The 14,402-nt window shown below is 34.9% G+C and carries 14 protein-coding genes; 7 read left to right on the top strand and 7 right to left on the bottom strand.

Annotated features, from left to right (window positions below; all coding sequences use genetic code 11):
- Window positions 1-8: 8 nt before the first annotated feature.
- Window positions 9-2,540, bottom strand: coding sequence for a type I DNA topoisomerase (topA, locus tag GMA17_RS00420; protein WP_248397914.1), 2,532 nt, complete (start codon window positions 2,538-2,540; stop codon window positions 9-11).
- Between the two features lie 159 nt (window positions 2,541-2,699).
- A complete protein-coding gene (locus tag GMA17_RS00415; protein WP_248397912.1) occupies window positions 2,700-3,473 on the bottom strand; it encodes a hypothetical protein in 774 nt (257 codons plus the stop codon).
- Between the two features lie 151 nt (window positions 3,474-3,624).
- Here GMA17_RS00415 and miaB point away from each other — a divergent pair, with 151 nt between their 5' ends.
- The 7 genes from miaB to groL all read left to right on the top strand — a co-directional run bounded on the left by miaB (window position 3,625) and on the right by groL (window position 10,430).
- Window positions 3,625-5,064: a tRNA (N6-isopentenyl adenosine(37)-C2)-methylthiotransferase MiaB gene (miaB, locus tag GMA17_RS00410; protein WP_248397909.1), complete on the top strand. Its 1,440-nt coding sequence runs from the start codon at window positions 3,625-3,627 to the stop codon at window positions 5,062-5,064.
- A gap of 51 nt (window positions 5,065-5,115) precedes the next feature.
- Window positions 5,116-6,384 (top strand): sigma-54-dependent Fis family transcriptional regulator, encoded by a 1,269-nt coding sequence (locus GMA17_RS00405; RefSeq protein ID WP_248397906.1) that lies wholly within the window; start codon window positions 5,116-5,118, stop codon window positions 6,382-6,384.
- A gap of 20 nt (window positions 6,385-6,404) precedes the next feature.
- Entirely contained in the window at window positions 6,405-6,911 is a 507-nt protein-coding gene (locus GMA17_RS00400; protein WP_248397903.1) for an LptE family protein, read from the top strand.
- Between the two features lies 1 nt (window position 6,912).
- Complete coding sequence (locus tag GMA17_RS00395) at window positions 6,913-7,887, top strand: hypothetical protein (RefSeq protein ID WP_248397900.1); 975 nt, start codon at window positions 6,913-6,915, stop codon at window positions 7,885-7,887.
- A gap of 1 nt (window position 7,888) precedes the next feature.
- Window positions 7,889-8,242: a preprotein translocase subunit SecG gene (gene secG, locus GMA17_RS00390; RefSeq protein WP_248397897.1), complete on the top strand. Its 354-nt coding sequence runs from the start codon at window positions 7,889-7,891 to the stop codon at window positions 8,240-8,242.
- Between the two features lie 160 nt (window positions 8,243-8,402).
- The gene (gene groES / locus GMA17_RS00385; protein WP_066248585.1) at window positions 8,403-8,678 is read left to right on the top strand and encodes a co-chaperone GroES; all 276 of its coding nucleotides are present in this window, start codon (window positions 8,403-8,405) and stop codon (window positions 8,676-8,678) included.
- 123 nt (window positions 8,679-8,801) lie between these two features.
- Window positions 8,802-10,430 (top strand): chaperonin GroEL, encoded by a 1,629-nt coding sequence (groL, locus tag GMA17_RS00380; protein WP_248397894.1) that lies wholly within the window; start codon window positions 8,802-8,804, stop codon window positions 10,428-10,430.
- Window positions 10,431-10,695: 265 nt separating this feature from the next.
- Here the strand turns inward: groL and GMA17_RS00375 are convergent, their stop codons facing one another.
- From GMA17_RS00375 to GMA17_RS00355, 5 genes are all read right to left on the bottom strand, one after another.
- On the bottom strand, window positions 10,696-10,902 hold the full coding sequence (locus GMA17_RS00375) for a DUF2007 domain-containing protein (protein WP_248397891.1): 207 nt from the start codon (window positions 10,900-10,902) through the stop codon (window positions 10,696-10,698).
- Window positions 10,903-11,009: 107 nt separating this feature from the next.
- Window positions 11,010-11,366 (bottom strand): heavy-metal-associated domain-containing protein, encoded by a 357-nt coding sequence (locus GMA17_RS00370; protein ID WP_248397888.1) that lies wholly within the window; start codon window positions 11,364-11,366, stop codon window positions 11,010-11,012.
- A gap of 56 nt (window positions 11,367-11,422) precedes the next feature.
- Window positions 11,423-13,660 carry a TonB-dependent siderophore receptor gene (locus GMA17_RS00365; RefSeq protein WP_248397885.1) on the bottom strand — a complete coding sequence of 746 codons (2,238 nt, stop codon included), beginning with the start codon at window positions 13,658-13,660 and terminating at the stop codon, window positions 11,423-11,425.
- A gap of 1 nt (window position 13,661) precedes the next feature.
- Window positions 13,662-13,871 (bottom strand): heavy-metal-associated domain-containing protein, encoded by a 210-nt coding sequence (locus GMA17_RS00360; protein ID WP_248397882.1) that lies wholly within the window; start codon window positions 13,869-13,871, stop codon window positions 13,662-13,664.
- Between the two features lie 124 nt (window positions 13,872-13,995).
- Window positions 13,996-14,397: a hypothetical protein gene (locus GMA17_RS00355; protein WP_248397879.1), complete on the bottom strand. Its 402-nt coding sequence runs from the start codon at window positions 14,395-14,397 to the stop codon at window positions 13,996-13,998.
- Between the last annotated feature and the right edge of the window lie 5 nt (window positions 14,398-14,402).

Genomic DNA, 14,402 nt, shown 5'->3' with positions numbered 1-14,402 from the left:
AGCTACTATTACTTTTTAGTCGTGGTTTTTTTCTTGGCTACTTTTTTGGCTGTCGCCTTCTTGGCAGGCGCCTTCTTTTTGGCTGCCTTTTTCTTGGGTGCATTTTTTTCTAGAATTGCTTGTGCCTCTTCTAACGTCATTTCACTAACATCATGTGTTTTTGGTAATTCAATTTTAGTTTTACCTTTTATAATGTTATGTCTGCCCCAACGTGCTTTTTCAACACGGATACCAGCATCTTCCCAATTATGGATAACCTTATCTATTTCTTTTTGAATTTTATCTTCAATTAAGGTTACAATATCATCATCCGATAAATTATCCCAATCATATTTTTTGTTTACGTTAATAAACATATCGTTCCATTTTATAAAAGGACCAAAACGCCCTTTTCCTTTCTGAACCGGTAAATCTTTATACATATATATAGGAGCATCTGCTTTTTGCTTCTCTTTAATAAGAACAATAGCATCATCCAACTCTACGCTTAATGGATCTGTACCTCTTGGCAAGGACACAAACTGATCGCCAAACTTAACATACGGTCCATAACGACCGTTGTTTACCTCAACAGGTAATTTTTCGTATTCACCTAAAGATTTAGGAAGCTGAAATAAATCCATAGCTTCTTCATAGGTAATGGTATTTAATTGTTGCTCGGGAGACAGGCTTGCAAACTGTGGTTTCTCTTCATCATCCACGGTTCCAATTTGAACCATAGGTCCAAACTTCCCTAAACGCACACTTACCTGCTTTCCTGTTTCTGGGTCTTTTCCTAATATACGTTCGCCAGATTCCCGATCTGCATTCTCCTGGACATCAACAACAACTGGATGAAAGTCTTTATAGAAATCCTTCATCATTTTTTTCCAATCTACTTTACCTTCCGCAATTTCATCAAAATCCTCTTCCACTTTAGCGGTAAAATTGTAGTCTAAAATAGTTTCAAAATGATTCACTAGGAAATCAGTTACAATCATACCAATATCTGTTGGTACTAATTTCCCTTTGTCTGAACCTACTTTTTCAGAAAGTAATTTATCCTTAACTGCTCCATCTTGCAATGTTAATACCGTGTACTCACGTTCCACACCATCAATAGTTCCTTTTTCTACATAATTTCTGTTCTGAATGGTAGAAATTGTTGGCGCATAGGTGGACGGACGACCAATACCAAGTTCTTCTAGCTTTTTAACCAAAGACGCTTCAGTATAGCGCGCTGGTGGTCTAGTATACCGTTCGGTTGCGGTAATATAATTATTAAGCAAGGTTTCGTTCACCTTCATGGCTGGCAACATACCATCTTGCTCTTCATCTTCATCATCAGTGCCTTCTAAATATACTTTTAGAAAACCTTCAAAGGTAATTACCTCACCATTTGCAGTAAAATTTTCGTTGTGTGTGGAGGCGTCTATTTTTAAATTGGTACGCTCTAATTCCGCATCGCTCATTTGTGATGCAATAGCGCGTTTCCATATTAAATCATATAATCTCGCTTGGTCGCGATCTATATTTACAGAATGATTTGCAAAATCTGTTGGACGTATAGCCTCATGCGCTTCTTGTGCGCCTTTAGATTTTCCTTTATACGTACGTGGTTTACTGAATTTAGAACCATAAGCACTTTCAATTTCTGCTTTGGCACCTTTTCGCGCCTCATCAGAAAGGTTGACACTATCGGTTCTCATATAGGTTATTAAACCGGCTTCATATAAGCGTTGTGCCATAGTCATGGTTTTACTTACAGAAAAGTATAATTTACGTGCTGCTTCCTGTTGTAATGTGGATGTTGTAAATGGTGCTGCTGGCGATTTTTTTGCTGGCTTTTTTTGTAAATCACCAATTTTGAATGTCGCTTTAGCATTTTTTTCTAAAAAGGCTTGTGCTTCTTTTTTAGATGAAAAATTCTTCGGAAGTTTTGCTTTGAAGGTTTGACCATCTTCATTTGAAAACTCCGCATCAATTCTATAAGATGCCACCGGATTAAATCCTTGTATATCACGTTCACGCTCTACAATGAGTCTCACTGAAACCGATTGCACACGTCCCGCGGACAAACCACCTTTTACTTTTCGCCATAAAACAGGCGATAACTCATAACCTACTATTCTATCTAAAACACGACGAGCTTGTTGTGCATCCACTAAATCGTAATCAATTCCACGTGGATTTTCAATGGCTTTTTGAATAGCGGTTTTTGTAATTTCGTGAAAAACAATCCGTTTTGTTTTCTCTTTATCTAAATTTAAAGACTCGGCTAAATGCCAAGCAATTGCCTCACCCTCGCGATCCTCATCACTTGCTAGCCAAACCATATCGGCTTTTTTTGCTAAATCTTTCAGTTTTTTTACTACTGCTTTTTTATCTTTAGAAACCTCATAAACAGGTTTAAAATCGCCTTCAACATCAACACCTAATTCCTTGGAAGGTAAATCAGCTATATGTCCAAAACTGGATTCTACTTTAAAATCTTTTCCTAAAAATTTTTCAATTGTTTTCGCCTTCGCTGGCGACTCAACAATAACTAAATTCTTTGCCATTTCATGTTTTTTAAGGCTACAAATGTATATGAAAAAAAGTACATGTTCCTAATTTTTAAAAATTCCTATGCTTTATTTTATCCCTACTACCAATAAAAAACCTGTATTTAAACAATTTTAAATACAGGTATTAAATATAAAATTAAATGTTTTTACAATTTACGATACAATATGATTGGTTGGTACTTCATCTTCAAAACCAATTACATTTTTATAAACTAAATACATAGGATGGTATACAAACGGTGCTGTAACTAAAATACCTATACCGCACATTAGCATACCAACAATTTGTGCTAAAAGTGACGCGATTATAGTTAAACCAAATACTAATAACCATTTTTTGTTTCCTAATTTAAAACTAGCCTTTATAATGTCACCAGCAGGTAATTCTGGATTGAAGGCAAAAATAATGGAGAAGAAATATATGGGAACAACAACATAAATTATAGGCAATATACAAAGCATAACAGCTATTAAACTAATAAATAAAGCTGCAAACATTAATATCAGTAGCTTTCCAAAATATTTTCCTTTTAGATAATAAAAGAAATCTGATGTTTTAATAGGCTCATTATGGTCTAATCGTTTCATAATTCTAAAAAAACCTGCATTCAATGCTAGGGAAACAACACTTAGCACTAATATACCTGCTATAAAAAACAGCATATACATAATTCCCAAACCTGCAAAATAAGCCTGAAACGCTTCAGGATCTTGATCCCCTGTTGTTGCTTGAGAAATAATTATACCCAACAATGGTAAATATAATAACAGAATAAAAGGTAATACAATAATGAACGTTATAATTTGCAATAAAAAGCCTTGTACCCAAGTTTTCTTAAACAAATCAAACGCGTCGCTAAAAATAGTACCAAAATCTAACGAAGGTGCATTCGCAATTTTTTCTAAAAGTGAATTCATTGTGTTCATAAGTGGTTAATTAGTTCGTGATAGATTTCAAATTACGGTTAATTTTATAGCATGCGCAAAATTATTTTTTATTATATGACACTTTGTCACAGTGTAAAAAATAATTGTAACTTTGCATACTTATTGACTGAACCTCATTTCAGATGCATTTATGGAGAAGATTATAGACGAATCAAAACAAGGTGAAACCCTTATACTAGAAGCCAAAGAATCCAATACACGCAAACTTTTTATTGAAAGTTACGGCTGTGCTATGAATTTTAGCGATAGCGAAATTGTGGCTTCCATTCTTACCAACGAAGGATTTAACACAACCCAAAAGCTAGAAGAAGCTGATTTGGTTTTAGTAAACACCTGCTCTATTCGTGACAAAGCTGAACAAACCATTCGTAAGCGTTTAGAAAAATACAATGCCGTAAAAAAGATAAATCCTAAAATGAAAGTCGGTGTTTTAGGCTGTATGGCAGAACGTTTGAAAAGTAAATTTTTAGATGAAGAAAAAATTGTAGATCTCGTTGTTGGCCCAGATGCTTATAAAGATTTGCCCAATCTGCTTTCTGAAGTGGAAGCTGGTCGTGACGCCATAAACGTCATACTCTCTAAAGATGAAACCTACGGTGATATTTCTCCAGTACGTTTAAACACGAATGGTGTTACGGCATTTGTTTCCATTACGCGTGGCTGCGATAATATGTGTACATTTTGCGTTGTTCCTTTTACTCGAGGTCGTGAACGTAGTCGAGATCCTCAAAGTATTATGGAGGAAATAAACGATTTATGGAGCAAAGGGTATAAAGAAATTACACTTCTAGGTCAGAATGTAGACAGTTATTTATGGTATGGCGGCGGACTGAAAAAAGATTTTGAAAAAGCAAGTGACATGCAAAAAGCAACAGCTATCAATTTCTCGAAATTATTAGAACAATGTGCCCAAGCACAACCTAAAATGCGCATACGTTTCTCTACATCTAACCCGCAAGACATGACGTTGGATGTTGTAGAAACCATGGCAAAATATAAAAACATCTGTAACCATATTCATTTACCAATACAAAGTGGTAGCAACCGCATTTTAAAGGAAATGAACAGGCAGCATACACGTGAAGAATATATGGATCTCATTACCAATATAAAACGTATTCTCCCAAATTGCGCTATAAGTCAAGATATGATTGCAGGTTTTCCAACAGAAACAGAAGCCGATCATCAAGATACGTTGAGCTTAATGGAATTTGTTCAATACGATTTTGGTTTTATGTATGCCTATTCAGAAAGACCAGGAACCATGGCTGGTAGAAATATGAAAGATGATGTTCCAGAAGACACAAAAAAACGTCGTTTACAAGAAATTATTGATGTGCAACGTGCTAATGGTCATAAAAAAACATTGGCAAATTTAGGCCAAATCCATGAAGTGTTGATTGAAAAAGAATCGAAAAAATCCGATTTAGACTGGTCTGGACGAACCTCACAAAATACAGTTGTAGTTTTTCCGAAAGAACATTATAAAGTAGGCGAATTTGTAAACGTAAAAATAATAGACTGTACCACAGCAACACTCATTGGCGAGGCTGTTGGGTATTCAGAATAAAAAGGAGCTATTAATAATTAATAAGATTCCTGCCTTCGCAGGAAATTAGATATGGAATCAGTACAAGCAACCAAACAGCGTTTCGGCATAATTGGAAACGACCCAACACTTAATCGCGCCATTGAAAAAGCTATTCAAGTAGCACCAACAGATATTTCGGTTTTAGTAACTGGTGAATCTGGTGTGGGTAAAGAAAGTATTCCTAAAATTATCCATTCCCTATCTCACAGAAAACACGGTAAATATATTGCCGTAAACTGTGGTGCCATTCCAGAAGGCACAATTGACAGTGAACTTTTCGGCCATGAAAAAGGTGCTTTTACAGGTGCTACAGCCACTCGAAATGGTTATTTTGAAGTAGCCGATGGTGGCACCATTTTTTTAGATGAAGTTGGTGAATTACCACTAACAACCCAGGTACGTTTATTACGAGTTTTAGAAAATGGCGAATTTATAAAAGTAGGTTCCAGTAAAGTACAAAAAACCAATGTGCGCATTGTTGCAGCTACAAACGTTAATATGTTTGACGCAATTAAAAAAGAAAAATTCCGGGAAGATTTATTCTACCGCTTAAGTACAGTTGAAATCAATTTACCACCGCTACGAAACCGAAAAGAGGATATTCATTTATTATTTAGAAAGTTTGCTAGTGATTTTGCTTTAAAATATAAAATGCCAACCATCAAATTATCCGATGAAGCTGTCGCTATATTATTAAAGTTTCGCTGGAATGGAAATATTAGACAGTTGCGCAATGTTGCCGAACAAATTTCCGTTTTAGAACAAACTAGGGAAATTTCGGCAGACACGTTGAGACATTATTTACCTTCAGAAAGCTCGCAATTACCCGCTGTAATTAGTAATACAAAATCGGAAAGCGATTTTAGTAGCGAACGTGAAATTCTATATAAAGTGCTTTTTGACATGAAAAGTGATTTAAACGATTTAAAGAAACTCACCATGGAACTAATGAAAACTGGAAATGCTTCAGAAGTTCAGAAGAAAAATGAGAGCCTTATCGATAAAATTTATGGCGAAGTAGATGATGACACCCAAGAGGCTTATGAAGATTTAGAAGTACTTTCCATTCCTGAAAAACCAAGTGACACCTATTCTGATGAACCTATTGAAACAGCAACAGACAAATATCATTTTGCTGAAGAAATTGAAGAAGAAGAAACGCTGTCCTTACATGATAAGGAATTAGAACTCATAAAAAAATCGTTGGAACGCCATGGCGGAAAGCGTAAATTAGCAGCTGCCGAATTAGGCATTAGCGAACGGACATTATATAGAAAAATTAAACAATACGACCTGTAATTGGTTTTAAAAATTAATTTATGAAAATCATAAAAATAGTTTTATCAGCTATCGTTTTAATCACCTTTTTGGGTTGTGGCGCCTATTCGTTTACAGGAGCCTCCATTGCTCCCGATGTTAAAACATTTCAAGTCAATTATTTTCAAAATAATGCTATTTTAGTAGAACCTGGTTTAGATCGGGACTTTACGAATGCTTTAACCGATTTATTAATAAATCAAACCAATTTAGATTTAGTAAAGTCTAGTGGTGATTTGGTTTACGAAGGAGAGATTACAGAATATCGTATTTCGCCTACTACAGCAACAGCCAATAACACAGCCGCTCAAAACCGATTGAATGTTACGGTAAATGTTCGTTTTTACAATATGAAAAACGAAGAAGATAATTTAGAGCAACGCTTCTCATTCTTTTATGATTATGCTGGAGCAGCATTATTAACAGGCTCTCAAAAAGACACCGCTTTAGCTGAAATATTCGAGCGTTTAACACAAGATATTTTTAATGCAACATTAGCAAAATGGTAATATGATAACAGCTGCTGAATTTTCTAAAATCATACAGAAACCCCAAGATATTTCGCCACAACAAACAGCGGAATTGAAAGCGATTTTGGAGCAATACCCTTATTTTCAAGCGGCTCGTGCTAGTTATTTAAAAGGATTAAAATCCAAATCTAGTATTAAATATAATAATGAGTTAAAAGTAACCGCTGCATATACCACCGATAGAAGTATTTTATTTGATTTTATTACGTCTGAAGCCTTTTTGCAAAATGAAATATCACAGCATATTAAACAACATTTAGACCATATTAAATCTATTGAAGTTGATTCTGAAGACATGTCATTTAATAAAAGAAGTCGGGTTGATGATGTTTTAAAGCAACAAATTACAGACACGGAAGGCACGTTAGATCCAGAATTGTTTCAACTTAAAACGAGTAAACCACCCATAGCGCATTTTCAGATTGATGAGGCATTACCAGTTGAAGACATTTCAAAAAATAAAACAATTGAATCGAATACGTCAGACTCGCCTGCTCCTGACCAAGTTTTAAAGCTAGGTCAACCGTTACAGTTTAATCATCAAGAAAAACATTCCTTTAATGAATGGTTAATGCTTACACGTTTTGAACCAATTAATCGGGGAACTGATAATATAAAGAGCGAAAAACCAATTGAAAGTGGTATAGAAAACACAGATAATTCGGAAACAGAACGCAGTAAAAAGTTTGATTTAATTGATGAATTTATCACCAAAAACCCGAAGTTAAAACCAAAAAAAACAACCACTGTAAACACCAATATTGCTGATGCACAAATGATTCAGCCAGAAGCCTTAATGACTGAAACTTTAGCCCGAATTTATTTAGAGCAAAAGAACTATAAAAAAGCAATTCAATCTTACAACATTTTAAGTTTGAAATATCCAGAAAAAAGTGGTTTCTTTGCAGACCAAATTAAAGCAGTAAAACAATTACAAGAACAAAATAACGAATAACATGAGTACGTTTACCATATTTTTAGCACTTATTGTAGTGGTTGCCTTTTTACTAATAGTAGTTATAATGGTTCAAAACCCTAAAGGTGGCGGATTATCATCATCATTTGGTGGTGGTGGCACTCAACAACTAGGTGGTGTTAAAAAAACAACAGACTTTTTAGACAAAAGCACCTGGACACTAGCTACAATTATGTTGGTGTTAATTTTAGTTTCTAATGTTACTATTAGCAGAACAGGAACTGCAGAGTCCAAAGCTATTGAACAAATCAATACACAACAACCTGCTCCTGTTGCACCTGCTGTTCCAGCCGCAACTAATGAAAGCACGGAAACACCAGACGCTTCTAAATAGAACGTGTTACAAAAAAACAAAAAAAGCCAACTTTTCAGTTGGCTTTTTTTGTACCCTAAAGGGAATGAATGAAATTTTGTCAGTATACTGCTATTGGCACATTTTTAGCATACTGCTAAAGCAGTAATTAAAATTATAATTAATAAAACAACATACAAAAATGGCATTAAAAATTAAACCATTAGCAGACCGTGTTCTTATTGAACCAGAAGCAGCTGAAACGAAAACAGCATCAGGAATTATTATTCCGGATAATGCAAAAGAAAAACCACAACAAGGCAAAGTAATGGCAGCAGGAAAAGGCACTAAAGACGAGCCTATGACTGTTAAGGTTGGTGATACTGTTCTTTATGGCAAATACGCAGGAACGGAATTAAAATTAGAGGGTAAAGATTATCTAATTATGCGCGAAAGCGACATTCTAGCAATAGTTTAATCGTAAAAATTCAAACATCCAATAAACAAATTATAAACATTTAAAATTGACACACTTGAATTCCTTTTTGGAATCTGATTACTGATTTTTTAACGTTTAAAATTTTAAATAAAATTATTCATTATGGCAAAAGATATAAAATTTGATATTGACGCACGCGACGGTTTAAAACGTGGTGTGGATGCATTAGCAAATGCAGTAAAAGTAACATTAGGACCAAAAGGTCGTAACGTAATTATTAGTAGAAGTTTTGGTGCACCACAAGTAACTAAAGATGGTGTAACAGTTGCTAAAGAAGTAGAGCTTGAAAATGAGCTTGAAAATATGGGCGCACAAATGGTAAAAGAAGTTGCTAGTAGAACCAACGATTTAGCTGGTGATGGCACAACTACAGCTACCGTATTGGCGCAGGCAATTGTAAAAGAAGGTTTAAGAAACGTAGCGGCAGGTGCAAATCCAATGGATTTAAAACGCGGTATTGACAAAGCTGTTGAGACTATTGTTGCAGATCTTGCTAAGCAGTCCAAACAAGTTGGGAATTCTTCTGAAAAAATAAAGCAAGTTGCTTCTATTTCTGCGAACAACGATGAAACAATTGGCGATTTAATTGCCAAAGCGTTTAGTAAAGTTGGCAAAGAAGGTGTTATTACCGTTGAAGAAGCGAAGGGAATGGAAACCTATGTGGATGTTGTAGAAGGCATGCAATTTGACAGAGGTTATTTATCGCCTTACTTTGTTACTGATTCTGATAAAATGGTTGCTGATTTAGAAAATCCATACATTTTATTATTTGACAAGAAAATTTCGAACTTACAAGAAATACTTCCAATTTTAGAACCAGTTGCCCAATCTGGAAGACCATTATTAATTATCGCTGAAGATGTAGAAGGTCAAGCACTTGCAACATTAGTTGTAAATAAATTACGTGGTGGACTTAAAATTGCTGCTGTTAAAGCACCTGGTTTTGGAGACAGACGTAAAGCCATGTTAGAAGATATTGCTATTCTTACAGGTGGTGTTGTTATTTCTGAAGAGCGTGGTTTTTCATTAGAAAACGCCGATTTAAGCATGTTAGGAACTGCTGAAACAGTAACTATTGATAAGGATAATACCACTATTGTAAATGGTTCTGGAGATGCTAGCGCCATTAAAAACCGTGTAAACCAAATCAAAGCGCAAATTGAAACAACAACAAGCGATTATGATAAGGAAAAACTTCAAGAACGTTTAGCCAAATTAGCTGGAGGTGTTGCTGTACTTTATGTTGGTGCGGCTAGTGAAGTGGAAATGAAAGAAAAGAAAGACCGTGTGGATGATGCACTTCACGCAACTAGAGCTGCCGTTGAAGAAGGCATTGTTGCTGGTGGTGGTGTTGCGCTTGTAAGAGCCATTGGTTTATTACAAAAATTAACAGCTGAAAATTTAGACGAAGTTACAGGTATCCAAATTGTAGCACGTGCTATTGAAGCACCTTTAAGAACCATTGTTGAAAATGCAGGTGGCGAAGGAAGCGTTGTAATTGCTAAAGTATTAGAAGGTAAAAAAGACTTTGGTTTTGATGCTAAATCAGGAACCTATGTTGATATGCTAAAAGCTGGAATTATCGATCCTAAAAAAGTAACACGTGTAGCATTAGAAAATGCAGCATCTGTTGCAGGAATGATTTTAACGACTGAATGTGCTTTAATTGACATTAAAGAAGATGCACCTGCTATGCCAATGGGCGGTGGCGGAATGCCAGGCATGATGTAGTCCAAAACTTTATAAGCTAATTTATACTACTAAAAACGCCTCAATTTCTTGAGGCGTTTTTTAGTGATAATACTTTATACCAATTAGAAACAACACGCTAATAAAATCAAATACGTTTTGATAGTATTAGGGAATCACTTTTAAATTATAACACGTCTTCTAAAACATTTGGTGGCTAAAAAAAACTTATGGTGCCTGTGAATATTACTGATTAATGGAATTCCGAAACCAGAAGCCATAACAATACAATAGGACTTGGAAACCCTTAATTGTTTACCAAATCCTTAATTACTAATAAAGCTTTGGCTTCATCAGCATCATGAACATGAATTTCAATTTGACCTAAAATTCCCGGATAGGAAGAATCAGATTTATTAATTTCAAAATATGCAATTTGCGCTTCGTCCAAGGCATTTTTTACACCTGAAACTTGCACTTGAGAATTACTGGATAGGATTAGTTTTCTTGACATGGTTCTTCTTTTTTAATGATATAGTAAGTTAATCATTTTAATGGAATATGTCAACAATAAAAAAACCCAAACTTTATGCTTGGGTTTTCTATATAGTTTTCCGTTAATTAATCATTTTTATGATCCTCTTGTACTGCTTCATCTCTATATAAGCAACAGGCATGTAAGCTATTATAAGCATCATCGCTTGCTTTGATTTCTTTGGTATCGTGACCAATATCGGCAATACTTTGATTAATGGTTTTTAAATCGGTTTTACGTTCATCAAAAATCAGCTTTAACTCATGAGTCTCTACATTCCATACAGCCGATTTTACACCTTTTGTTCTAATACATGCTTTCTCAATGCGTTCTTTACACATATTACAAACACCATCTACTTCTATAGAGGCTCTGGCGTTCTTATCTTGTGAAAAGGCTGTTAAACCAAAAAGCATAACTATTAATATTCCTAATTTTTTCATGTTGTTTTTCTTTTATGAATTCTGTAAAAACAGAAATCTGATTATTATTTTTAGTTTTAATTAATTTTAAATCGCAATCCGGCATAATACATACTACCAAATACGGGTCCATATACAAATGTGGTATCAAAATTAGCGCCAAACGGATCATCGGCTGCTACAATTGGATTATCTTGACGCACATTGGTGACGTTTTCGCCTCCTAAATATACTTCAAATTTCGGAGAAAATACTTTAGTGACCTGCAAATTTAAAGTTCCAACCGTTGGTGTATACTTTGGTAATTGATACGCTACTGGATTTGTTTGCGTGGACGAAAAACGTTGCTTACTTAACCAATTATATGTGGCATCAAATTTCCAATGACCACCAGAATCGGTTTGATGCGTTTCATATCCAGCGTTGGCAAAGAAACGGTGTTTTGGCGTTAATGGCTTATCCAATTTACCGGATTGGTATTGGGTTTTAACATCGTAATACTTGTAAGCCAAACGTAAATCAAAACGATTAAATATAGTATAATTTACTTCTGCTTGAAAACTATTGGCATAACTATCACCTTCCAAATTATAAAAACTGACTGCCTGTGGGTTTTCATAATCTACGACAATTTGATTTTGAAAATCGGTGCGGTAATAATCAAACGTCACATCACCTTTTCTACCAAACAAATTAAACCCTTGCAGGAATGAAACGCCGTAATTCCAAGCAATTTCTGGGTCTAGCCCATAAACAGCACCTCCAGAATTAACAATGTTAATTGTTCTTGATGTTGCAAACATTTGTTGATTTTCTGTAAAGATATTCGCACTACGTTTTCCACGACCAACGGATGCTCTAAATGCTGACTTTTCCCAAGGTGTATATCGCAAATGCAATCTTGGCGTTACAAAAAATCCGAGTAAATTATGCTCATCTACACGAACACCGGCCGTTAGGTTTAAGTTCTCTAAATTATCATAATTATACTCAAAAAATGCACCTACAGATGATTCCGTTCGTTCGTAATCTTGGGTATTTACCAACTCATCATAATGATCATAAGTAAAACTTAAACCTGTTTTTACTTTATGACGTGTATCACCAATTAAGGTATTGTACATGGCATTGGCATATAAACTGTTTTGAACAATATCATAAACATTCAGCCCAAAATAAGAATCCTGTTCATGCCGACTAAAAGCCGTTTGAACACCAATACTTTGATACGGAATGTTCGGGTTTACATAACCCAACTTTGCAGACACCTCATAACGTTCGGTATCAATTTCACTTCCCCAAGCATTCGTAGTTCCTTTGTCTGTGTCTGGATTAAAATTGACTTCTCCTGTTTGCTTACCATCGTTTAAATACTTCAAATTAATAAAGCTAACAATACCCTTTTCCGGGTTGGTATATTGCCACCTGTTCATTACATTAATCTGATTGTAGGTTGGCATATCCATAAAATTATCATCATTTACGTCATGTTTCGTGTTTTGAGTACTGCCATGAAGATATAAACCGGTTGCCCATTTCTCACTTACTTTGGTATTTACATGAGTATTTAATTCATAGCGATCATTATTGCCACCATAAAGATTGACAAATAATTTTTTATCCGTTGAAGGTTTTACTAGTTCGGCATTTATTTGCCCTGCAATACTTTCAAAACCATTAACCACACTTCCGGCGCCTTTACCAATTTGAATACTTTCTACCCAAGTACCTGGAATAAAACTTAATCCGTAAGCTTGAGATGCACCGCGAATAGACGGAATGTTTTCTGTAGCAATCAAAATATAAGGCGTGGTTAATCCTAACATTTTTATTTGTCGTGTTCCCGAAACGGCATCCGCAAAATTTACATCAATTGATGGATTGGTTTCAAAGCTTTCTGCCAAATTACAACAAGCTGCTTTTAATAATTCATCGCTACTTACCACCATAATATTTTGGGATTGTAAATATGATTTTGCTGTAGCTTGATTTCTGGAGGTTACGACAACCTCATCCAATGCACTTGTTGGTTCTAATAAATGCTTTATAGGCTTGACAGAATTAACAGAAATCGTATCCGTTTTATAACCTACAAAACTGACGACTAATTTTTCATAATCAGATTGATAAGGAATGGTAAAATTCCCGTCAAAATCCGTAACAGCACCAACAGCAGTGTTTAACCAATAAACATTGGCACCTGCCACAGGCATTTCTTTTTGATCTTGATTGGCTTCTAAAATTACACCTTTCAAGTTATCTTGAGACATAACCAAAAATGGCATAAAGCCTAAAATAAATAATATATTTTTCATATTAAGAAAGATTTGGTTTGATGGTGAACTGTTTCGGAAGTGCCTCTTGTAATGTGGACAAGCCTATCTCTTTTTTCAATGTCATGCTTGCTTCTGAAGCTTCTATATGGACTTGAACATCTTGAATGGCATCCAGCTTTATTAGCGCATCTTCCACTAAATTTTCACAGCCATTGCAGGTCATCCCTGAAATGGTATATGTATGTATCATTATTAATATCGAATTAAAATTTAACGTATTTATAAGTTGTTTTGTTAATCAATGAAGCCACTGACACACAAAACCAATAGGGTTTTTATGAGGAAAAACTCACAAAATAAAAATCGTTAAATAATCAAATGATGAAAACTTGATCCAGAATCTGAATATCGAAAATCAAGTTGGGAGGAGAATAGTTTTCATGAGGAATAACCAATTGTGGTAAACCTTCAAATAAATTTAAGTAAGTATGCGCATAAGTCGCTATAAATAACTGCTGATCAAAATCGAGGTCATTGAACGTTTTTACGCTTAATTCATCTTGACCTTTTATAACATCAATCGTGTCTTTACAGCAATCCATAGCTGCTTTTAGCTCATAACTGTCTGATGTGCATTTTTCAGCGGTATCAAAAACGGCTGCATCAATTAAAACATCACCACAAAAATGCTTTTCAACAGTAAAAGATACCGTTGAAAATAAGACTAACAAAGCCATGCTAGCAGAAAATGTTTTATATATAAAGGTTTTTATCATACCGT

Source organism: Bizionia sp. M204 (genome assembly GCF_023205095.1).
GTDB classification, from domain to species: domain Bacteria; phylum Bacteroidota; class Bacteroidia; order Flavobacteriales; family Flavobacteriaceae; genus Algorimicrobium; species Algorimicrobium hallyeonense.
This window is presented reverse-complemented; position numbering and strand designations above follow the sequence as displayed.

Bases quoted from the DNA above. Each gene is read 5' to 3' on its own strand.
- GMA17_RS00400 (WP_248397903.1), top strand. From the start codon at position 6,405: ATGAAAATCATAAAAATAGTTTTATCAGCTATCGTTTTAATCACCTTT.
- GMA17_RS00370 (WP_248397888.1), bottom strand. From the start codon at position 11,366: ATGAAAAAATTAGGAATATTAATAGTTATGCTTTTTGGTTTAACAGCC.
- groES (WP_066248585.1), top strand. From the start codon at position 8,403: ATGGCATTAAAAATTAAACCATTAGCAGACCGTGTTCTTATTGAACCA.
- miaB (WP_248397909.1), top strand. From the start codon at position 3,625: ATGGAGAAGATTATAGACGAATCAAAACAAGGTGAAACCCTTATACTA.
- GMA17_RS00415 (WP_248397912.1), bottom strand. From the start codon at position 3,473: ATGAACACAATGAATTCACTTTTAGAAAAAATTGCGAATGCACCTTCG.
- GMA17_RS00360 (WP_248397882.1), bottom strand. From the start codon at position 13,871: ATGATACATACATATACCATTTCAGGGATGACCTGCAATGGCTGTGAA.
- GMA17_RS00405 (WP_248397906.1), top strand. From the start codon at position 5,116: ATGGAATCAGTACAAGCAACCAAACAGCGTTTCGGCATAATTGGAAAC.
- secG (WP_248397897.1), top strand. From the start codon at position 7,889: ATGAGTACGTTTACCATATTTTTAGCACTTATTGTAGTGGTTGCCTTT.
- GMA17_RS00395 (WP_248397900.1), top strand. From the start codon at position 6,913: ATGATAACAGCTGCTGAATTTTCTAAAATCATACAGAAACCCCAAGAT.
- groL (WP_248397894.1), top strand. From the start codon at position 8,802: ATGGCAAAAGATATAAAATTTGATATTGACGCACGCGACGGTTTAAAA.
- topA (WP_248397914.1), bottom strand. From the start codon at position 2,540: ATGGCAAAGAATTTAGTTATTGTTGAGTCGCCAGCGAAGGCGAAAACA.
- GMA17_RS00375 (WP_248397891.1), bottom strand. From the start codon at position 10,902: ATGTCAAGAAAACTAATCCTATCCAGTAATTCTCAAGTGCAAGTTTCA.
- GMA17_RS00355 (WP_248397879.1), bottom strand. From the start codon at position 14,397: ATGATAAAAACCTTTATATATAAAACATTTTCTGCTAGCATGGCTTTG.
- GMA17_RS00365 (WP_248397885.1), bottom strand. From the start codon at position 13,660: ATGAAAAATATATTATTTATTTTAGGCTTTATGCCATTTTTGGTTATG.